This is a genomic window from Frigoribacterium sp. AC394, from assembly GCF_979258095.1.
Window position 1 is genome coordinate 125,000 of record NZ_OZ409834.1, and the last position, 20,422, is coordinate 145,421.

Here is a 20,422-nt window from a genome sequence, read left to right on the forward strand (position 1 = left end):
TATCCGGCCGCGACACGCCATGCGCCCACGAAGGTGAGCGGCGTGTCGCGCCCGGATGGTCGCGATTTGCACACGGGGTGCGGGTGGGGGTGGGGGGTGGGAGTGCGGGTGCCGGCGCCGACGGTGCGGGTCAGGCGTCCTTCGGCGCGGCGCGGCGGCCGAGCTCGACGACGACGAACGAGCCGATCGTGCCGGCGACGAGGGCGAACAGCGCCCCGCCGGTGCCCCAGGTCTTCTTGCCGAAGGCCTGGTCGATGGACGGCCCGCCGGGGCCCGCGGCGACGGCGGCTGCCGCGGCGATCAGGACGGCGTTGTACTCGAAGCCGCCCTCGGTGTTCCACGGGCCCTTCGACCCGTGCACCTTGCGGACGGCGGTGACCATCGTGGCGACGACCGTCGCCGCGGCGAGCGGGGTCGCGGCGCCGAGGGCCAGCGCGGCCCCGCCGGCGGTCTCGGCGACGGCGACGAGTCGTGCGGTGCGGGCGGCCGGGTGCATGCCCGTCCCCGCCATCATCTGCTCGGTGCCCTCGAGCCCGGGTCCGTCGAAGGCGCCCGTCAGCTTCTGGAGTCCGTGGCCCACGAAGAGGCCGCCGATCGTCGTGCGGAGGAGTGTGGATGCGAGGCTCATGCGTCTCTTCTACCCGACGACCCTGGCACCGGTCCGCAGACACGACGCCCACGGTCCGACCTGCACGGACGTGCAGCGACACGGGTCGACGACGCGCCGGGGGAGGAGCAGACTGACGGGATGTCACGTCGAACCACGCGCCCGCGTCCCACGTCCGTCCCCCGCGTCATCGGGCGTCTGGCCCTCGGCGGCATCCTCGTCCTCGCCGGCGTCAGCCACCTCACCTTCGCCCGCGACGACTTCCAGGCGCAGGTGCCCGAGTGGCTGCCCTTCGACGACGACGCCGTGGTGCTCGCCTCGGGCGTCGTCGAGATCACGCTCGGCGGGGCGCTGCTCGTGCTCGGCAAGAAGCGCGTCGCCGTCGGCTGGGCCGTCGCGGCGTTCTTCATCGCGATCTTCCCCGGCAACATCTCGCAGCTGGTGACGCACACCGACGCGTTCGGCCTCGACACCGACACGAAGCGGGCCGTCCGCCTGATCGGCCAGCCCCTCCTCGTCCTCCTCGCGCTCTGGTCCACGGGCGCATGGCGCGACCGTGCGGCGCTCCGTTCGCAGCTGACCCGCTCGAAGTAGCGGCGCCGAGGAGGCGCGGCGCAGCTCAGCCGGGCAGCACCAGCGACCCCAGGTGGTCGCGCAGCTGCTGCTCGACGTCGACGCTCGACGGGTCGATCAGCCACTGCAGCTGGATGCCGTCCCAGAGCGCGACGAGCCCGGACGCCGCCCGGGCGGGGTCCACACCCGGACGGAGGCGCCCCTGCGACTCGAGGTCGCGGAACCCGGCCGTGTACTCGGCCCGCAGCCCCTCGAAGCGCGTCGCCACGTAGCCGCGCACGGGGGCGTCCTCCGTGGCGGCCTCACCGGCCAGCACCGCGTACAGCGCGATCAGACCCGGCACCGTCTCGTTGTGCCGCGCCTGTCGCAGCACCCCCTCGATGAAGTCGCCGTCGGTCGTCCCGTCGCGCACGGCGCCGCTCGCCATCGAGTCCCGTCGCTCGAGCACGGCCCGCAGCAGATCGCGCTTCGACGGGAAGTAGTGCAGCAGGCCGGTCTGGCTGACGCCCACGCGATCCGCGACCTCCTGCAGCGAGCCGCCGCGGTAGCCGCGGGTCGAGAACACGTCGAAGGCGGCGTCCACGATCGCGGCTCTGCGCTCGGACGACTTCGCGTACGGCCCCCGCGGGCCGCGCGGGCCGCGGGCGACCGGCGCGTCGTGCCGGGCGGCGGGCTCCGAGTGGGCGGCGGTGGTGTCTGCGGTCATGAGGGGACTCTACGGCCGACCCGCGCCTCCTCGGCTCAAATCCGAGTGAGCACTCGGAATTGTGTTAGGTTCGGCGGGTCCCGTCCACGATGAAGTGAGTCATGATGAGCCCCCTCAGTCGACGTCAACTGCTCGGCTTCGGCCTGAGCGCCGGCGCTGCCGCGATCCTGGCCGGGTGCGCGACACCCGGCACGACCTCGGTCAACACCCTGCCGACCATCCCGCCGGCCGACGGCCGCGTCCGCCTCGAGTACTGGGCCTGGCTCAAGGGCCTCGACCAGGTGACCGACCTCTACAACCGCAGCCAGGACCGCGTCCAGGTCGAGACCGTGTTCATCCCGGGTGGCAACGCCGGCGGCTACCAGAAGCTGTACTCGGCGCTGGCGGCGGGCGCCGGCCCCGACATCGCCCAGGTCGAGCTGCGGTCGCTGCCCGAGTTCCTGCTGGCCAACGGCGTCGTCGACCTCTCGCGCTACGGGATCGACCAGTACCGCGAGCTCTACGACCCCACGCTCTGGAACCAGGTCAGCTACACGGGCGGCGTCTACGCGGTACCGCAGGACAGCGGCCCGATGGGCATGTTCTACCAGCCGGCCGTCTTCGACCAGGTCGGCGCGTCCGTGCCCGCCACGTGGAGCGACTGGGCCGCCGTGGGCGCCGAGCTGAAGGGCGCGGGAGTCCTGATGGACTCGTTCCCGCTCGCCGACGCGTCGCCGTTCGCCGCCTACGCCACCCAGGCCGGCGCCTCGTGGTTCCGCGCGGAGGACGACGGGTGGGTCATCGACATGACCGACGAGGCGACGATGAAGGTCGCGGCCTTCTTCGACCAGGCGATCGACGACGGGATCGTCACGACGGCCTACGGCGCGTACACGCCCGCCTGGTTCTCGGCCGCCGCCGACGGGAAGATCGCGTCGGTCGCGACGGGCTCGTGGGGCGACGCGCTCATCGAGGGAGTCAGCGGCGCCTCGGGCAAGTGGCGCGCCGCGCCCCTGCCGACCTGGGAGGACGGCTACGCGTCGTCGTTCCTCGGCGGGTCGACGGCGGCGATCCTCGCCAACAGCCGGCACCCGCAGGAGGCGCTCGACTTCGCCGTCTGGATGACCACGACCCCCGAGGGCGTGAACGCGCTGATCGAGTTCTGCGGCATCGGCTGGTCGCCCGCCGTCGACGTGGTCGGCGACCTGCGCGAGAAGCCGAGCGAGTTCTTCAGCGGTCAGAACTACAACCAGGAGGTGTTCGTGCCCGCCACGAAGGAGTCGAGTCAGAACCAGGACTGGAGCTGGTGGCCCGTGACGCAGCAGTCGTTCAACATCCTCAGCGACGGGTTCCGCGGCAAGGCCTCCGGCGGAACCCTCGTCGACGCGGTGGTGCAGGCCGAGAAGGACATCATCACGGTCATGAAGAACAAGGGCCTCTCGATCCGCAAGGCCGGCGCATGAGCGGCCCGTCGTCGCGTTCGGTCGCCCGGGCACCGTGGGTGCTGCTCTTCCCGTTCCTCGCGCTGTTCCTGCTGACCTTCATCGTGCCGATCCTGATGGCGCTCGTGTCGAGCTTCACGCAGGTGCGCCGAGGCGGTCTCTTCGGCGAGACCGGCGTCGTGACGCAGTTCGCCGGGTTCGGCAACTACGCCCAGGTGCTCGGCGACCCCAACTTCGTCGCCTCGATCGGGCGCATGTTCCTGTTCGGCATCGTGCAGGTGCCGCTGATGCTCATCCTCTGCACGGTGCTCGCCCTGCTGCTCGAGTCGGCGTCGGCGAAGTGGCCGGGGCTGTTCCGCGCCGCGTACTTCCTGCCGTACGGGGTGCCGGGCGTCATCGCGACCATCCTCTGGTCGTTCCTCTACGTGCCGGGGCTCAGCCCGATCATCGACGTCGCCGAGACGTTCGGCGTCTCGCCCGACTTCCTCGGGCCGAACACCGTCCTCTGGTCGATCGCGAACATCGTCACCTGGAGCTACACCGGCTACAACATGCTGATCATCATCGCCCAGCTCAAGTCGATCCCGGTCGAGCTCTACGAGGCCGCGAAGGTCGACGGCGCGTCGCCGCTGCGCGTCGCGACGAGCATCCAGCTGCCGTTGATCCGCCCGGCCCTGCTGCTGACCGCGGTCTTCTCGATCATCGGCACCCTGCAGCTGTTCGCCGAGGCCCAGGTGCTGCAGCGCGTCGCCCCCGCCATCGACAGCCAGTACACGCCGAACCTCAGCGCCTACACGACAGCCTTCGCCTACAACGACTACAACGTCGCCGCGGCGCAGTCCGTGCTGATCGCGCTCGTCGCCTTCACGCTGTCGATCGTGTTCCTCACCATCACGAACAGGAAGTCCGCATGAGCCCCCGTGCCACGGTCGTCGAGCACGCCACCGAGACAGAGTCGATCGTGACCGCCGGGCAGGGCGGGAGGCGCGGCGCGGGTCGCGTCTCCGCCCGACGCTCGCGCGGGGCGGGGCCCGACCGGTCCGCGGGTCGCAGCCGCGCCTCCACCATCATCGTCACCGCCGTGCTCACGGTCGTCGCCCTGTACTTCCTGATCCCGGTCTACTGGGTCGTCGTGGCGGCCACGAAGACCACCGGCGACCTCTTCGGCACCTTCGGCTTCTGGTTCGCCCCGTCGTTCGCCCTGTGGGACAACCTCGGTCAGGTGCTGACCTACGGCGACGGCGTCTTCGTCCGCTGGCTCGGCAACTCGGTGCTCTACGCCGGCGTCGGCGCCCTCATCGCGACCTACTTCGCCGCGGCCGGCGGCTACGCCCTCGCCAAGTACGAGTTCACGGGCCGCAATCTGGTCTTCGGCACGATCCTCGGCGGCGTGCTGGTGCCCGGCACCGCGACCGCGCTGCCGCTGTTCCTGCTCTTCAGTCAGATGGGTCTCGCGAACACCTACTGGAGCGTGCTGCTGCCGTCGCTGGTGTCGCCGTTCGGGCTGTTCCTCTGCCGCATCTACGCGCAGGCGACGGTCGACACCTCGCTGATGGAGGCCGCCCGCCTCGACGGCGCCAGCGAGCTGCGCATCTTCCACACCCTGGGTCTGCGCATCCTCACCCCGGCGCTCGTCACGGTGTTCCTCTTCCAGCTCGTCGGCATCTGGAACAACTACTTCCTGCCGCTGGTGATGCTGAGCGACGTCGACAAGTTCCCCGTCACGCTGGGTCTCAACAACTGGCTGAGCCAGACCGACCGACTGCCCGAGTTCTACCAACTGACGACCGGCGGCGTCCTGCTGTCGATCATCCCGCTCGTCATCGCCATGATCGTGCTGCAGCGCTTCTGGCGCGGCGGCCTCACCGAAGGATCCGTGAAGTGACCTCCGTCGTCCCCTCGACCACCGCCTCCTCGACCACCGCCCCCTCGACCACCGCAGACTCCCTGCTCTCGCCGCCCGTCGGATACCTGTCCGACACGGGCCCCGGCAGCGGTCGCCGCTCGCCCGCGCGCTCGTGGCTGCACAGCGACGCCCCGCGGCTCTCGCTCGACGGCGAGTGGGCGTTCCGCCTGGTCGCCGGGGTGCCGGGGCTGCCCGGCGGTCGCGGCGTGCTGCCCGACGGCGAGGGCGCGTACGACGTCGGCTCGGTCGACCTCGACGACTCGGGCTGGGAGACCATCACGGTGCCGTCGCACTGGGTGCTCACGGGCGACGGTCGTCGCGGCGCCCCGATCTACACGAACGTGCAGTTCCCGTTCCCGACCGATGCGCCGAACGTGCCCGATGCGAATCCGACGGGCGACCACCGGCGCACCTTCGAGCTGCCCGCCTCGTTCGAGGGCGCCGAGCGCGTGCTGCTGCGCTTCGACGGCGTGGAGTCGACGGCGGTCGTCTGGGTCAACGGCGTGCACGTCGGCGTCGGCGTCGGCAGCCGCCTCGCACAGGAGTACGACGTCACCGATCTCGTGCACCCCGGCACCAACACCGTGGCCGTGCGGGTTCACCAGTGGTCGGCCCAGAGCTACGTCGAGGATCAGGACCAGTGGTGGCTGCCCGGCGTCTTCCGCAGCGTGTCGCTCGAGGCGCGACCGGTCGGCGGCATCGACGACGTCTGGCTGCGCAGCGAATGGCACGGGACGGCCGGCGAGACGGCAGGAGGAGCGACGATCGTCGCCGAGATCACGGCCGGCCCCGCCGCGTGGCCGGTCACGCTCACCGTCCCCGAGCTGGGCGTCGACGTCACGTGGGAGTCCCCGGCCGACGTCGCGCCGATCGAGCTGATCGACGTCGAGCCGTGGAGCGCCGAGGTGCCGCGACTCTACGAGGCGACCGTGTCGAGCGCCGACGCGGTCGAGACGATCTCGCACCGGCTCGGGTTCCGCACCGTCCGCATCGTCGGCGACCGGTTCGAGGTCAACGGCCGCCGCGTCGTCTTCCACGGCGTCAACCGGCACGAGGTGCACGCCGACAAGGGACGCGTGTTCGACGAGGAGTACGCGCGCCGCGACCTCGAGCTGATGAAGCGGTTCAACGTGAACGCGATCCGCACCTCGCACTACCCGCCGCACCCGCGCCTCCTCGACCTCGCCGACGAGCTCGGCTTCTGGGTCGTGCTCGAGTGCGACCTCGAGACGCACGGCTTCGAGCGCGAGCGATGGGTCGGCAACCCGAGCGACGACGCCGACTGGCACGACGCCTACGTCGACCGCATGGTCCGCACCGTCGAGCGCGACAAGAACCACCCCAGCATCGTGATGTGGTCGCTCGGCAACGAGGCGGGCACCGGGCGGAACCTCGCGGCGATGGCCGCGTGGACCCACGCGCGCGACCGCGGTCGACCGGTCCACTACGAGGGCGACTACACCGGCTCGTACACCGACGTCTACTCGCGCATGTACTCGTGGATCGACGAGACCCGGGCGATCGGCGCCGGCGACGAGGGGTTCCGCCTGCTCGGCTGCACGGCCTCCGAGGCGGCCCGTCAGCGCTCGAAGCCGTTCGTGCTCTGCGAGTACGTGCACGCCATGGGCAACGGACCCGGCGCGGTCGACGAGTACGAGCGGCTCGTCGACGAGTACCCGCGCCTGCACGGCGGCTTCGTCTGGGAGTGGCGCGACCACGGCCTCCGCACCACGACGCCCGACGGCGTCGAGTACTTCGGCTACGGCGGCGACTTCGGCGAGGTCGTCCACGACGGCAACTTCGTCATGGACGGCATGGTGCTCTCGGACGGCACGCCGAGCCCGGGTCTGCACGAATGGGCCCAGGTCGTCTCGCCGATCCGGCTCACGGCGACTCGGGCCGCGGGCACCGACGCCGACGCCGACCTCGCCGGCGCGTCGATCGTCGTCGAGAACCGCCGGCACAGCGCCACGACCGCCGACGTCGAGCTGCTCTGGTCGCTCGAGCACGACGGCGACGTCGTCGCCACCGGGCGCCTCGACGCGCTCGACGACCGCGGACGCGCACTGGCCGCGGGGGAGCAGGTCGCCCTCGCCCTGCCCGGACTCGAGGTCTCGGCGACCGGCGAGACGTGGCTCACGGTGCGGGTCGCCCTGCGCGCCGACCACGGCTGGGCCGACGCCGGTCACGTGCTCGCGACGACCCAGGTCGACCTGAGCGCGCCGGCGGCCGTGCGCCACGTCACCGCCTACCCGCGGCCCGCGGCACCGGGTGCCGGGCGGGACGACTCGACCCGCGCCTCCTCGGGGGCCCTCGGCGGCGCCCTCGAGCTCGGCCCCGCGTCGTTCGTCGACGGGCGGCTCGTCTCGCTGGCCGGGCGACCCGTCTCCGGTCCGCGGCTCGAGCTGTGGCGCGCCACGACCGACAACGAGCGCGGTCACTGGGACGCCCCGCGCGACATCGACGCCGACCCGATGCGCGACCGTCACCGCACCGACCTGCCGACCGACGAGCTGCTGCCGAGCGCCGAGACGATCGCGAAGCGGGCCGGACTCCACCGCCTGACCTCACGGGTCGAGTCGGTGCGGTCGTCGTCCGAGCACGTCGCCGTCCGCACCCGCTGGGCCGCCGCCGACAGTCGTCACTCGGTCACCGTCGACGAGCGGTGGAGCCTCGAGCGCGGCGAGCTCTGGCTCTCGCTCGACCTCGTGCCGTCGGCCGGCTGGGACCTCTCGTGGCCGCGGGTCGGCGTGCGCTTCGACCTGCCGCTCGACGTCGACGGCGTCTCGTGGTTCGGCACCGGCCCGCTCGAGTCGTACCCCGACAGCCGCGAGGCCGCCCGGGTGGGTCGCTTCGAGTCGAGCGTCGACGACCTCACGGTCGACTACGCCCGGCCGCAGGAGAGCGGGCACCGCAGCGACCTCCGCAGCCTCGAGCTGCGGACCGGGGCGGGCGCCCCGTGGCTGCGTCTCGACGCCGCACCCGACACCGCCGGTCGTCGCCCCGGGTTCTCGCTGCGGCGGCACACGGCCCAGCAGGTCGACGCCGCCGAGCACCCGTTCGATCTGCCCGAGCCCGAGGCGACCCACCTCTGGATCGACGCGGCGCAGAACGGCGTCGGCTCGCGGGCGTGCGGGCCCGACGTCTCGGCCCCGCACGTGCTGCGACCCTCCGCCCGGGCCATCCGGCTGCGGGTCAGAGGGCTCTGACCGCGCGGACGATCACATCGCGGACCGTCGCCGGGCCCTCGTGCCCGGCGGCGGTCTCGCGTTCGCGCGTCTCGGCCGTGGCGATCGTCCACTCGGCCGGGTCGAACAGCGCGACGAGCTCGTCGACGCCGAACATCAGCTCGGGGTGGTGCAGACGGTGCGCGTCGGAGTCGAGATCCGACAGGTCGTGCCCGACGATGAGCACGCTGCCGCCGGGCGCGACCGCCTCGCCGAGCCCGCGGAACACCCGGTCGCGGTCCGCCGCCAGCAGATGCATGAAGTGCGACGTGACCAGATCGTAGGAGGCGCGGGGCGGCGTCCACCCGGTGATGTCGTGCTGCTCCCAGGTGATGCGCCCGGCCGCCTCCGCGTCGGCCTCCTCGGCCCGAGCGCGCGCCTTGTCCAGTGCGTTCACGGCGATGTCGGTGCCGGTGACCGTCCAGCCCCGGCGCGCCAGCCAGATCGCGTCGCCGCCCTCGCCGCTGCCGATGTCGAGGGCGCGACCGGGTGTCAGCGCCGCGACCTCGTCGACCAGCGCGGCGTTGGGGTCGCCGCTCCAGGCCCAGCCCTCGGTGCCGTAGCGATCCTCCCAGTAGGCGGCGTCGAAGAGCTCGCCGCCGGTGCGGTGCGCGTCGGCTCTCCAGGTCTCGACGGCCTCGACGGCGGCCCGGGTCTCGGCGGACACGAGGTCCATGTTGAGCGCGGCGCCCGCCATGACGCCGGACGCCGCGGCCATCACGACCTGGTGACCGGGGTTCGTCAGGTTGCCGGCCAGCCAGACGCCCGGTTCGGCGCTCTGCCCCGTGACGGGGTCGGCGGCGACGATAGTGCCCATGCCCGACGGGTGCGGTTCGGCGTCGAGACCGAGCGAGACGAGCACGTCGCTGCGAGCCGCGACGCTCGTCGCGACGGCGACGGCGCCCACCGGGACGGTCGTGCCGTCGGCTAGGACGACTCCGGTGAGGCGGTCGTCCGCCACGCGCACCGAGGCGACGGGGCCCTCGACGATGCGGACCCCCCGCGCCTCGAGACGCGCGCGGTCGGCGTCGTCGGGAGTCAGGCGGTCGTTCGCGAACAGGGTGACGTCGTCGCTCCACTGCCGGAAGAGCAGCGTCTGGTGGATGCTCATCGGCCCGGTGCCGATCACGCCGATGGCGCGGCCTCGCACCTCCCAGCCGTGGCAGTAGGGGCAGTGCACGACGTCCCGGCCCCAGCGTGCGGCGAGTCCGTCGACGGGCGGCAGAGCGTCGACGAGGCCGGTGCTGACGACGAGGCGTCGGGCGCGCAGGGTGCGGTGGCCGCCGTCGGGGGTGGTGACCTCGACGGTGAAGCCGGGCGCGCCTCCTCGGCCGGTGCGGAGGACGTCGGTGGCGGTCCCCGAGACGACGACCCCGCCGTACGACTCGACCTCCACGCGCCCACGACGCAGCAGCTCGAGCGGGGCGATGCCGTCGAGCCCGAGGAACCCGTGGACGCCGTCGGCCGGGGCGTTGCGCGGCTCGCCCGCGTCGACGACGACGACGTCGCGGCGAGCCCTCGCCAGGGTCAGGGCGGCGCTGAGGCCGGCGGCGCCTCCGCCGATCACGACGGCGTCGTGCTCGATGGCGGGCCCGTGCTCGTGTGCCTGCTCGTGCTCGTGCTCGTGTGCGTGCTCGGTCTCGGGCGAGTCGGTCCGGGGATGGGTGATGTCGTGCGTCATGGTCGGTGACCTCCTGACTCCAGGGTGCCGGTCCATGGCCTCGATGGCAACATGTCTTGCCGAACAAGCAAAAGATCGCTCGCACCCGCCGGTCGTCCACGTCTCGGGGGCGATGCGAGGATGGATCCCGTGACCGAGACCCGATCGGCCTTCCTGGCCTGCGCCTCCGTGGCCGTCCGGCTGCTCGAACGACCCGAGCTGGCGGCGGCCTGGGCGCTGCCGTCCGTGCACGAGGGGCTCCGGGTGCGCGACGTCGCGACGGAGCTGGTGCGGGGGCTGCGTCTGAGCGCGCTCGACCTGGGCCGGGGAGCTTCCGTGCCGTCGGTGCTGCGCCCGACCGCGGAGTCCACGGCCCGCGAGGCTCGACTGCTCGTCGAGCGCCTCGAGCGGCACGCGGTCGGCGCTCCGGCGGGCGGTCCTGTCGCTGGCGGTGACGTCTCGGCCTCGCGACTCGCGTCCCTCGCCGCCGATCTCGAGGACCTCGCGCTCAGCGTCGGTCAGCACGTCGACGTGTCGCCGACGACCGCCCGCGCCGCGCTCGAGCTGCTCGTCGCGTCGGCGCGCGGGGCCACGGGCGGCGTCGCGGCCCTCGACGGACTCGCGTCGACGCTCCGCTCGGCACCCGCGGTCGTCCGCGCCTGAGCATCACCCCGACGACTCGTCGGCGCGGGGTGCACCATGGCGGGATGAGACGCAGCGTCCGCCGACCCGACCGCGACATCCCCGGCCCCGGTCAGGAGTCCGTCTGGGACTATCCCCGCCCCCCGCGCGTCGAGGCGCGCACCGAGCGCATCGTCGTTCGACTCGGCGGGCAGGTGGTGGCCGACACGAGAAGTTCGTTCCGCGTGCTCGAGACCAGCCACCCGCCGGTCTACTACCTGCCGCGGAGCGCGTTCGTCGAGGGCGCCCTGACCCGGGGCGACGGGTCGAGCATGTGCGAGTTCAAGGGCAGCGCCGGTTACGTCGATCTGCGGGGCGGGGCGGACCGGTCGAGCGGAGCCGGTTGGTTCTATCCGTCGCCGTGGGCGGGGTACGAGCAGCTCGTCGATCATGTCGCGCTCTACCCTGGCCGCGTCGAGTCGATCGAGATCGACGGTGAGACCGTGCGGGCGCAGGAGGGCGACTTCTACGGCGGCTGGATCACCGACGCGATCGTCGGCCCGTTCAAGGGACCGCCCGGCACGCTCGGTTGGTGACCCGCGCCTCCTGTGACCATCACGACGTCGTGAGGCGACCTCGAGTGGTCACAAGATGCCGTCCGGGCTCGGATGAACGGCATCTTCTGACCACCTCGGTTCGTGAGGCGGCCTCGAGTGGTCAGTAAGGGTCCTTTAGGCGCGAATGAACGGCATCTTCCGACCATCGACGCGAACACCGAGGAGGTGCGGGTCGGCCTGCGGACGACGCGCGGCCCCCGGGTCAGGGGGACGTCGTACCCGACAGCGCCGCGACCACCTGCTCGGCCTCGGGGAACCACCGCGCGTAGTGGTCGGGGTCGTCGTTGATCTGCACGGCGTGCGCCGCCTCGGTCGGCGACAGCTCCTTCCAGCCGGGGATCGCCACGAGCTTCGAGAAGAACCGGGTGGCCGCCGTGTACGGGTCCATCCGCTCGGCATAGGTTCCCCAGGCGCCGTTGTCGCGCTGCTGGAAGAGCCCGCGACTGTCGGGGCCGACCGCGTCGCCGTGGTCGATGTTGCGCAGGCTGGACTCGCCCATCGCCGTCATCACGCCGATCGCCTGGGTGTGCTCGCCGATGCCCTGCGCCCGGGCGGCCTGCATGATCCAGGCCGCGTTGACCAGGCGGTCCTGGCAGTAGCCGGCCACGGGACCGGCCGGCACCTCGATGTCGCCCACCATGACCGGATCGACCGCGGGGCAGGTCACCGGCGGAGTCACGGGCCGCGCCACCTGATCGCGCGGCGCCGCCAACGACGACACGACCATCACGAGTGCGACGACGAGGGCCAGCACCGCGGCGCAGAAGACGATCGACGCGGCGATCAGCACTCGGCGCACGGGTGGGCCTCTCGGTCGGGTGGATGGAGCAGACGACTCGGCGGCGTCTGACGGAGTCCGAGGATATCGCCCGGTCTCGGACCCTCACTGGGCGCGAGCCGAGGAGGCGCGGTGCGCCTCGCCGACGGCGCCCGCCCCCCAGGAGCGGATCGCCTGGGGCGGATCGCCTAGAGCAGGTCGCCTCGGTCGGCCAGGTACGCCGCCGCGTCGCGCACCTCGCCGGGCCCGGCGCCCCAGCGCACCAGTGCCCGGCCGTCGGAGACGAGGAGGCGCTGGTCGCCGGCGACGAGGGCCTCGGTCGAGAGGTCGATGGGCAGGTAGGCGTAGTCGACGACCTCGCCCTCGGCGAAGTGACCCCGGGCCGCAGCCCGCCGTTCGGCCTTGCGCCTCTCGACCGACGGCGAGAGGTTCTGCGATCGGGTCGGTTCGAGGGCCCGGGTGATGCGTCCCGTCTCGTGCACGCGGCCGTCGGTCTCGAGCAGCAGCACACCGAGGCGCCAGGCCCGGCCGACGGGCTCGAGCGAGTCGGCGGTCTTCACGACGACGATCCGGCGCGACGGCCGGTAGCGGGCGAGCGCCTCGGTGCGGGCGTCACGCGCGGCGAGGTCGCGGGCCGTGTGGGCGAGCAGCGTGCGGAGCTGCGCGGCCGCCTGCTCGTCGGCCTCGCTCGGTGCGGGCGCGATCGGTGCGGGCACGATCGGCTCAGGAGTCGTAGCCGTGCGCCAGGAAGTCGTCGAGCACCTCGACGACGAGGGCGTGGTCGTCGGCCTGCGGCAGCCCCGACACCCCGACGGACCCGACGACGCCCACCCCGACCACCGTCACCGGGAAGAGACCGCCATGGGCGGCGTAGAGGTCGGTGTCGAGACGGGACTTCTCGTCGAACGTGGACCCGGCGACGCGGAACGACTCGCCGACCCGGTACGAGCCTGCCCGTAGCGCTCGACCACGCGGGCCTTGCGGTCGAGCCACTCGTCGTTGTCGAGCGACGTGCCGGGCAGGGCTGCATGGAAGATCCGCTGGCGGCCCTTGCGCACCGTCACGGTGACGGCGAGACCGCGGCGACGCGCCTCGGCGAGCAGGAACGCGCCGAGATCGAGAGCGGTGTCGGTGGTGAAGCGACGGAAGACCAGGCGCTCCTCCTGCTCGGCGAGCTCGGTCAGCAGGGTGTCGTCGGTCATGAGGGCCTCCGGTCGATGCGGGTCGTCTGGTCGGATCCGAGCATAGGCCGGGCCCCTGACATCGGAGCCCGGAGCGTCGGAGGCCCGCCGCCGGACGGTCAGCGGCGGACGCCGGCGGCCGCGAGCTCGGAGCAGTCGTCGCTGCCGGCGACGCGGCAGTACACGTCGGCCAGCTCGGCGGCCGACCACGCCCACGGGTGGTCGAGCGCCCTGGCCCGGGAGGCGCGCGACAGTCGCCCGGCCCACTCGACGTCGCGGACGACGCGGGTGATGGCGGCCGCCCAGTCGTCGGGGTCGCGCGAGTCGAGCACGACTCCGGTGACGCCGTCGACGACGCTCTCGCGGAGTCCACCCGAGGAGGCGGCGATCACGGGCACCCCGCTCGCGGCCGCCTCGAGGGCGATCAGGCCGTAGGTCTCGGAGTGCGACGGCACGAGCACGGCGTGCGCTCCGCGCAGGAGCGTCGCGAGACCGGTGCGCGTGCGGGGGCCGACGAAGCGCACGGTGACGTCGAGCTCGTCGACGAGGGCGAGGAGGTCGTCCTCGTAGCCGGCGAACTCCGTCGACGCGCCGCCGGCGATCACCAGGTCGGGGCGCACCTCGGCGGGCACGGCGGCGACCGCGCGGATGGCGAGATCGGGGGCCTTGAGCGGCTCGAGGCGCCCGGCGACGACGACGTAGGGGCGTGCGGGGTCGACGACCCGCGCCTCCTCGGTGCCCTCGGACGCCGTGCCCTCCGCTGCCGTGCCGTCCGTCGCGGTGCCGTCGAGCGGGTGGAACAGCTCGCTGTCGACGCCGGGCAGCACGACGGCGACGCGATCGGGGCTGCCGCCGAGACGGGTCAGCACGGTCTCGGCCTCGGCGCGGCTGATGGCGACGACGGCGTCGGACTCGCGGGCCAGGTGGGCCTCGCCGGCGAGACGGCCGGGGGACTCCGCGCGCTCCCCGTGCGAGAGGGGGGTCGAGTCGGCGGCCGCGATCGAGTGGAAGCTCTGCACGTGGGGCACGCCGAGCGCTCGGGCGACGGGCAGGGCGGCCATGCCCGAGAACCAGTGGTGGGAGTGCACGACGTCCCACGGGCCGAGCTCGGCGAGACGGTCGCGGAACTCGTCGACGAAGAGCTCGTTGCGGCCCTTCGTGACGGGTTCGGCGGGGCCCGCCGCGACGAAGTGGAGCGTGACGCCCGGCGACAGGTCGACGCGGGGCGGCTCGTCGGGCGACGACCGTCGCGTGACGATGTCGACCCGGTGGCCGGCGGCGCCGAGCGCCTCGGCCTGGTTGCGCACCACGACGTTCATGCCGCCGACGTCGCCCGAGCCCGGCTCGGCGCCGGGGGAGGTGTGCAGCGACACGAGCGCGATGCGGAGCGGGGAGGAGGCGGTGGTCACTTCCCGAGGGTACCGGCCCGCAGGTGCGCGCGGCCCGCGCGCCCGGTGCGCCGGACGATGCGGGCGAGTCCGGCCAGGACGGTCGCCCGGACACGCCCGTCTTGGCCGGACCCGCCCGGCCGGTGGATCAGGCGGCCGCGCCGGTCCAGAACCCGCGGACGTCGTCGAGCAGCGCCTCGGCCTGGCGGCGTCCGGCGTCGGCGGCGGGGCGGCGGGTGGCGGTCGACAGCACGTCGCCGCCGAAGGCCGCGAGCGCCTCGGCGTCCGCCTGGATCACGAGCACCTCGCGCCCGGCAGCACGGCGGGCGGCGACGACCTGGGGCAGGGTCGGCCCCATCGGCGAGACGTCGAGCTCGGGGCCGCACGAGAGCACCAGCACCCGGTCGTACTCGTCGGCCAGGTCGGCGTTCGTGCCCGAGCGGACCCCGCCGTCCATGGTGGGGCGCCCGTCGATCTCGACGGTGGGCCAGACGACGGGCACCGAGCAGCTCGCGGCGACGGCCCGGTGGAGGTCGACGCCCGAGTCGGCGTCGAGGGGGCGGAAGGCGCCGTCGGTCGCGTCGACGGTGCAGACCGTGAAGGCACCGGTCGGCCAGGCGACGTCGCCGAATCGCGCGCGCATCGTCGTGAGGAGGGCGGGCTCGTCGCCGGTGACCGGTGTCTGCCGGGCGAGCGCGCCGATGCGGGCCCGCGCCTCCTGCTGGTCCGTCGCGCCCATCAGCGCCTGACCGAGCGTCTGCTGGAACGCCTCGGGGTCGATCGAGCCGGTCGGCAGCTCCGTGACCGCCTCGTACTGCTCGCGCAGACCCTCGTCCACCCGTCCGAGCCGCACCATCGTGCCGACGACCGAGCCGGCCGACGTGCCGACCACCAGATCGGCGTCGTCGAGGGCGACGCCGGCCTCGAGGAGGCGCGACAGCACGCCGAGCTCCCAGGCGATTCCGGTGATGCCGCCGCCGCCGAGGACGAGAGCGGTGCGTGGGCGGGAGGAGGCGGGGCTGGTCATGTCGTGCATCTCCGGAGTGTCGGCGGTGTGTCGGTTCGATGGCGTCTCGGGCGCGGGTCGTCTCAGGTGCGAGATGGCGCTGCCACGGGGCCGGCCCCGACGGTAGGCCCGTCGCCTAAGAGGACGGTCGGAGTTCGCCGAGTCGGCCGAGCGCCTGCACGTGCCACTCGGTCTGGGCGAGCGCCGAGCCGAGCCGGTAGCCGTGCAGCGAGGCGATGCCGCCGGTCCATGACATGCGTTCGGCGACCTGCCAGACCGTCGGACGGTCGAGCGACGCGTCGGTCGTGCCGGCATCGGTCCTGACGGGGTCGGCCGTGCCGGCGTGCGTCGCGCCGGCGTCGGCCGGGCTCTCGCGAGCCCCCGCGAGAGCGTCGAGTGCGGCTGCGGCGTCGGCGCTGCGGCCGGCACGGTGCTCGACGAGGGCCTGCGCCCGGTCGGCGAGACCGACGAACCGGTACTCGTGCCCCGGGCAGACCTCGAGGGAGTCCGCCCCCGGGACGTCGAGGGCGATGACCCGATCGAGCGAGGCGAGGTAGTCGTCGAGGGGGTTGCCGTCCGCTCGACCGCCGAGCCCGATGCCCGGGTTGATGCGCGGCAGGACGTGGTCGCCGGTGAAGATCAGCCGCTGCTCCGGTTCGACGAAGCAGAGGTGCCCGGCGGTGTGACCGGGGGTGTGGACGGCACGCAGTCGTCGCCCGGCGATCGGCAGCTCGTCGCCGTCGGCGAGCAGCAGGTCGGCGGTGACGCGGGGGAGGTGGCGACCCGATCCCCACGACGCGACCAGCGCCTCCTCGTCGTCGGTCGGTGCGCCCCAGCGGGCGATGTCGGCGTCGGCTGCGGCGGCGTCGGCGGTGCGCTCGTCGAGAGCGCGCTGCTCGGACGCGTGCAGGGCGATGCGGGCTCCGGAGGCGCGGCGCACGGCATCGGCGCCACCCAGGTGGTCGGCGTGCAGGTGGGTGACGGCCACGAGAGCGATGTCCGCCATCGTGTGGTCGATCTCGCGGAGTGCGGCCTCGAGCCGGTCGAGGTTCGCGTCGTCGGCCCACCCGGGGTCGATGAGGGTGAGCGCGCCGTCGGATCCCTCGATCAGGTAGCCGAGCGAGAAGTCGCCGTCGCCGAACGGGAACGCGATCGACCAGACTCCGTGCCGCACCTCCTCGACCGGGGGCAGCTCGCCACGGTCGAGCGCCTGCGCCTGGACGGCGCTGACGGGGGTGGGAGGAACGGGTCGGCTGGCGGGATCGCTCACCCTCCGAGCCTAGCCAGGCCCGCCCCGCCCGCCCGCCGTGCCTCCCGCCCGCCCGCCCCCCGCCGCCCGCCCCGGCAGCGATGAACCCCGTTCGCGACGATGAACCGCGATATACGGTGGTTCATCTTCGCGAACGGGGTTCGCGGGGCGGAGCGGCCGTCGGCTACTCGGCCGACACCTCGATCAGCACCTTGCCGACGATGTCGCCTTCGACGGCCTCGTGCGCGGCCGCGGTCTCGGCGAGCGGGAACGTGTGCACGGGCAGGCCAGCGGCCTCGCCGATCGGCAGCACCCCGTCGCGGAGGGCCGCCGTGACGTCCTCCGCGGCGGCGTCGAGCGCCTCGGCGCCGACCGTGTACAGCAGCACGAACTGGTACCGCGTGTTGGTGATCATGTTCGCGCGGATCGGGATCGTCGTCGTGTCGCCGCCGTTGTCGGCGTAGATGGCGACCGAGGCGCGGTGGGCGACGACGTCGGCGAGCAGATCGGCGTTCTGCGAGATGGCGACCTCGACGACGACGTCGACCCCGTCGGGTGCGATGGCGCGGATCTCGGCGGCGGCGTCGCCGGTGCGGTAGTTCACGACGTGGTGCGCGCCGGCGGCGGTGGCCAGGGCGGCCTTCGAGTCCGAGCTGATGGTCGTGATGACGGTGGCGCCGGCCCAGCGGGCGAGCTGGATGGCGGCGTGGCCGACTGCGCCCGCGCCTCCGGCGACGAGCACGGTCGCGCCGTCGAGGCTGCCGGGGGTCAGGCGGCTCGGGCCGTCCTCCCAGACGGTGAGCGCGCGGTGGGCGGTCATCGCGGGCACGCCGAGCGCGGCGCCGACGTCGAGTCCGATGCCGGCGGGCAGCGGGACGACGAGTCGTGCGGGCAGCACGGTGAACTCCTGCGCCGTGCCGGTCGGGCGCTGGTAGGCGGAGAGGTACGTCCAGACCCGGTCGCCGACCGAGAGCCCGGTGACTCCCTCGCCGACGGCGTCGACGATGCCCGAGCCGTCCTGGTTCGGGGTGACCTCGTCGAACGGCAGGCTCTCGCCCGGCTCGCCGCCGGCTCGGGACTTCCAGTCGGTGGGGTTGACGCCCGACCACACGACGCGCACGCGCACCTCGCCGGCGGCGGGTTCGGGCACCTCGCGGTCGACGAGCTGCAGCACGGTGGTGGCGGGTCCGGTCTCGGTGTACACGATCGACTTCATGCCCGGAGCCAACCAGACGCGGCCGCCCGATGTTCCCGCCGCCTCGGAGACCGCGCTCGAGGAGTCACGACGCGCCGCGCCTCCTGCAGTCCCCTCGGCGTGTCGTGACTCCTCGAGAACGGAGACGGGGCCAGGCCCCGGCTCAGGCGGACGCGCGGCGGAACGCGGCGAGCGCCAGCAGGTCGTCCTCGGCCCCGCCGCCCTCGTGCCCGTTGTACGGCCAGATCGTGATGTCCTTCGGTCCGCCGTAGGCGTGGAACGCGCCGAACACGGTCGACGGCGGGCAGATCGGGTCCATCAGCGCGGTGGTGAACACGGCGGGAGCATTGCCTCGGCGCGCGAAGTTCACCCCGTCGAAGTACGAGAGGACCTCGTGCACCGAGGAGGCGCGGTGCCGGTGGACGGCCAGGTACCGTCCGATCTCCTTGTACGGGTCGGCGTCGGTGATGACGCTGGCGCGGCGGAAGTCGCAGAGGAACGGCACGTACGCCGCGACGGCCGCGAGGTCTGGAACGAGGCCGGCGACGGCGAGCGCGATGCCGCCGCCCTGGCTGCCGCCCACGACGGACACCCGGGCGGGGTCGACGACCTCGAGCGAGCGAGCGGCCTCGACGGCGCGCACGGCGTCCGCGAACACGCGTCGGAAGTAGTACGTCTCGCGGCTGTCGATGCCGCGGGTCATCACGCCGGGGTGGGCGGGTCCCGAACCGTCGGGGTCGGGGGTGTCGCCGCGGCTCCAGCCCGAGCCCTGCCCGCGGGTGTCCATCTGGAGGTGCGCGTGGCCGGTCGCCGACCAGAAGAGGTTCTCGGTGGGGGCGCCGCGGCCGCCCCCGTAGCCGACGTACTGCACGACGGCGGGCAACGGCCCGGTCGCACCGGCGGGAACTCGCAGCCACGCCCGCACCGGCTGCCCTGCCCAGCCGGCGAAGGTGACGTCGTACACGTCGACCGTCGTCAGTCCGGTGTCCACAGCCTCGACCCGCACGTCTATGGGGTGCGCCCGGGTCTCGTCGAGGGTGGCGGCCCAGAACGCGTCGAAGTCGTCGGGCTCGGTCTGGGTGCTGCGGTGCTCCCAGAGGGCTGTCTCGGGCATGTCGGTGAACATGCGCTCCTGTCTACCCGCCGAGCGGCTCGTCGAGGAGTCACGACATGCCGCGGGCCTCCGATGCGACGCGGCGTGTCATGACCCCTCGAGCCGAGGAGGCGCGGGTCACGCCGCCGGCATCAGGTTCGGCACCCAGCCGAACGCGGGAGCGACGTGCTCCGCCACCGTCTGCAGCAGGCGGGCGTTGTACTCGACGCCCAGCTGGTTCGGAACGGTGAGCAGCACGGTGTCGGCGGCCTGCACGGCCGCGTCGGCCGCCAGCTGCTCGGCGATCACGTCGGGCTCGCCGATGTAGCTCTTGCCGAAGCGCGACTGCACGCCGTCGAGCAGACCGACCTGGTCGCCGCCGTCGGCCTGGGCGCGGACGCCGAAGTAGCGGCGGTCCTCGTCGGTGGTGATCGGGATGACGCTGCGGCTGATCGAGACGCGGGGCTCCCGGGTGTGACCCGCCTCGTCCCACGCCCGGCGATAGAGCTCGATCTGCTCGGCCTGCAGCTGATCGAAGGGAACACCGGTGTCTTCGGTCAGGAGGGTGCTGCTCATCAGGTTCATGCCCTGCTGCCCGGTCCAGACGGCGGTGGCCCGGCTGCCCGAACCCCACCAGATGCGCTCGCCGAGACCGGGGGACTGCGGCTCGATCGACAGGCCCTGAGACCAGCCGGTCATCTTCGGGTCCGACCGCGCGACGTCGGCTCCGCCGATCGCGGCCCGGAACAGCTCGGTGTGCCGACGCGCGAGGTCGGCGTCGCTCTCGCCGTCCGCCGGCGTGAAGCCGAACGCCTCCCAGCCGCGGAGGGCCGGCTCGGGTGATCCCCGACTGACGCCGAGCTGCAGCCGTCCGGCGCTGATCAGATCGGCGGCCGCGGCCTGCTCCGCCATCGACAGCGGGTTCTCGTAGCGCATGTCGATCACGCCGGTGCCGAGCTCGATCCGGCTGGTGCGCGCAGCCATGGCCGCCAGCAGCGGGAACGGGCTGGCCAGCTGACGCACGAAGTGGTGCACGCGAACGGCGGCGACGTCGATGCCGATCTCCTCCGCGGCCTCGGCCAGCTCGATCGACTGGACCAGCGCCTCCCGGGCGGTCGGGGTCGCCGACCCGCGGACGTCCTGATAGTGGCCGAACGACAGGAACCCGATGCGCTTCTTCATGACCGGGCGAAC

General features: G+C 73.2%; 18 protein-coding genes and 1 pseudogene. 7 read left to right on the top strand and 12 right to left on the bottom strand.

All coding sequences use genetic code 11. The features are described from left to right. Window positions 1–130: 130 nt before the first annotated feature. Window positions 131–628, bottom strand: coding sequence for a DoxX family protein (locus ACZZY9_RS00500; protein WP_463462580.1), 498 nt, complete (start codon window positions 626–628; stop codon window positions 131–133). 120 nt (window positions 629–748) lie between these two features. Between ACZZY9_RS00500 and ACZZY9_RS00505 the strand changes: the two genes are divergently transcribed. After that, window positions 749–1,201 carry a DoxX family protein gene (locus tag ACZZY9_RS00505; RefSeq protein WP_192060495.1) on the top strand — a complete coding sequence of 151 codons (453 nt, stop codon included), beginning with the start codon at window positions 749–751 and terminating at the stop codon, window positions 1,199–1,201. A 25-nt stretch (window positions 1,202–1,226) separates the two neighbouring features. Here the strand turns inward: ACZZY9_RS00505 and ACZZY9_RS00510 are convergent, their stop codons facing one another. Further along, complete coding sequence (locus ACZZY9_RS00510) at window positions 1,227–1,886, bottom strand: TetR/AcrR family transcriptional regulator (RefSeq protein ID WP_463462581.1); 660 nt, start codon at window positions 1,884–1,886, stop codon at window positions 1,227–1,229. A gap of 104 nt (window positions 1,887–1,990) precedes the next feature. On the opposite strand from ACZZY9_RS00510, the gene ACZZY9_RS00515 reads away from it, so the two are divergent. The 4 genes from ACZZY9_RS00515 (at window position 1,991) to ACZZY9_RS00530 (ending at window position 8,422) form a co-directional block, all read left to right on the top strand. Beyond that, window positions 1,991–3,328, top strand: coding sequence for an ABC transporter substrate-binding protein (locus ACZZY9_RS00515; RefSeq protein ID WP_463464614.1), 1,338 nt, complete (start codon window positions 1,991–1,993; stop codon window positions 3,326–3,328). Next, a complete protein-coding gene (locus tag ACZZY9_RS00520) occupies window positions 3,325–4,221 on the top strand; it encodes a carbohydrate ABC transporter permease (RefSeq protein ID WP_192060492.1) in 897 nt (298 codons plus the stop codon). The genes ACZZY9_RS00515 and ACZZY9_RS00520 overlap by 4 nt, the downstream gene beginning before the upstream one ends. Next, on the top strand, window positions 4,218–5,192 hold the full coding sequence (locus ACZZY9_RS00525; protein ID WP_463462582.1) for a carbohydrate ABC transporter permease: 975 nt from the start codon (window positions 4,218–4,220) through the stop codon (window positions 5,190–5,192). Before ACZZY9_RS00520 ends, ACZZY9_RS00525 begins: the two co-directional genes overlap by 4 nt. A 62-nt stretch (window positions 5,193–5,254) precedes the next feature. Next, the gene (locus tag ACZZY9_RS00530) at window positions 5,255–8,422 is read left to right on the top strand and encodes a glycoside hydrolase family 2 TIM barrel-domain containing protein (RefSeq protein WP_463464615.1); all 3,168 of its coding nucleotides are present in this window, start codon (window positions 5,255–5,257) and stop codon (window positions 8,420–8,422) included. On the opposite strand, the gene ACZZY9_RS00535 is transcribed toward ACZZY9_RS00530, so the two are convergent. Continuing rightward, the gene (locus tag ACZZY9_RS00535; protein ID WP_463462583.1) at window positions 8,409–10,121 is read right to left on the bottom strand and encodes an FAD-dependent oxidoreductase; all 1,713 of its coding nucleotides are present in this window, start codon (window positions 10,119–10,121) and stop codon (window positions 8,409–8,411) included. The genes ACZZY9_RS00530 and ACZZY9_RS00535 overlap by 14 nt on opposite strands. Before the next feature lie 129 nt (window positions 10,122–10,250). Between ACZZY9_RS00535 and ACZZY9_RS00540 the strand changes: the two genes are divergently transcribed. Next, window positions 10,251–10,763, top strand: a complete 513-nt coding sequence (locus tag ACZZY9_RS00540) for a hypothetical protein (protein WP_463462584.1) — start codon at window positions 10,251–10,253, stop codon at window positions 10,761–10,763. 44 nt (window positions 10,764–10,807) lie between these two features. Beyond that, a complete protein-coding gene (locus ACZZY9_RS00545; protein ID WP_463462585.1) occupies window positions 10,808–11,317 on the top strand; it encodes a DUF427 domain-containing protein in 510 nt (169 codons plus the stop codon). 223 nt (window positions 11,318–11,540) lie between these two features. On the opposite strand, the gene ACZZY9_RS00550 is transcribed toward ACZZY9_RS00545, so the two are convergent. The 9 genes and pseudogenes from ACZZY9_RS00550 to ACZZY9_RS00590 all read right to left on the bottom strand — a co-directional run bounded on the left by ACZZY9_RS00550 (window position 11,541) and on the right by ACZZY9_RS00590 (window position 20,410). Beyond that, the gene (locus ACZZY9_RS00550; protein WP_463462586.1) at window positions 11,541–12,137 is read right to left on the bottom strand and encodes a hypothetical protein; all 597 of its coding nucleotides are present in this window, start codon (window positions 12,135–12,137) and stop codon (window positions 11,541–11,543) included. A 167-nt stretch (window positions 12,138–12,304) separates the two neighbouring features. Continuing rightward, the gene (locus tag ACZZY9_RS00555) at window positions 12,305–12,832 is read right to left on the bottom strand and encodes a hypothetical protein (protein ID WP_463462587.1); all 528 of its coding nucleotides are present in this window, start codon (window positions 12,830–12,832) and stop codon (window positions 12,305–12,307) included. A gap of 7 nt (window positions 12,833–12,839) precedes the next feature. Next, a pseudogene (locus ACZZY9_RS00560) lies at window positions 12,840–13,318 on the bottom strand (heme-degrading domain-containing protein). 98 nt (window positions 13,319–13,416) lie between these two features. Next, window positions 13,417–14,706, bottom strand: a complete 1,290-nt coding sequence (locus ACZZY9_RS00565; protein WP_463462588.1) for a glycosyltransferase — start codon at window positions 14,704–14,706, stop codon at window positions 13,417–13,419. 127 nt (window positions 14,707–14,833) lie between these two features. Next, entirely contained in the window at window positions 14,834–15,721 is an 888-nt protein-coding gene (locus tag ACZZY9_RS00570; protein WP_463462589.1) for a patatin-like phospholipase family protein, read from the bottom strand. Window positions 15,722–15,827: 106 nt separating this feature from the next. Then, on the bottom strand, window positions 15,828–16,961 hold the full coding sequence (locus tag ACZZY9_RS00575; RefSeq protein ID WP_463462590.1) for an MBL fold metallo-hydrolase: 1,134 nt from the start codon (window positions 16,959–16,961) through the stop codon (window positions 15,828–15,830). 163 nt (window positions 16,962–17,124) lie between these two features. Then, a complete protein-coding gene (locus tag ACZZY9_RS00580) occupies window positions 17,125–18,156 on the bottom strand; it encodes an NADPH:quinone reductase (protein WP_463462591.1) in 1,032 nt (343 codons plus the stop codon). A 142-nt stretch (window positions 18,157–18,298) separates the two neighbouring features. Beyond that, window positions 18,299–19,261: an acetylxylan esterase gene (locus ACZZY9_RS00585; protein ID WP_463462592.1), complete on the bottom strand. Its 963-nt coding sequence runs from the start codon at window positions 19,259–19,261 to the stop codon at window positions 18,299–18,301. A gap of 105 nt (window positions 19,262–19,366) precedes the next feature. Beyond that, window positions 19,367–20,410: an LLM class flavin-dependent oxidoreductase gene (locus ACZZY9_RS00590; RefSeq protein WP_463462593.1), complete on the bottom strand. Its 1,044-nt coding sequence runs from the start codon at window positions 20,408–20,410 to the stop codon at window positions 19,367–19,369. Window positions 20,411–20,422 lie beyond the last annotated feature (12 nt).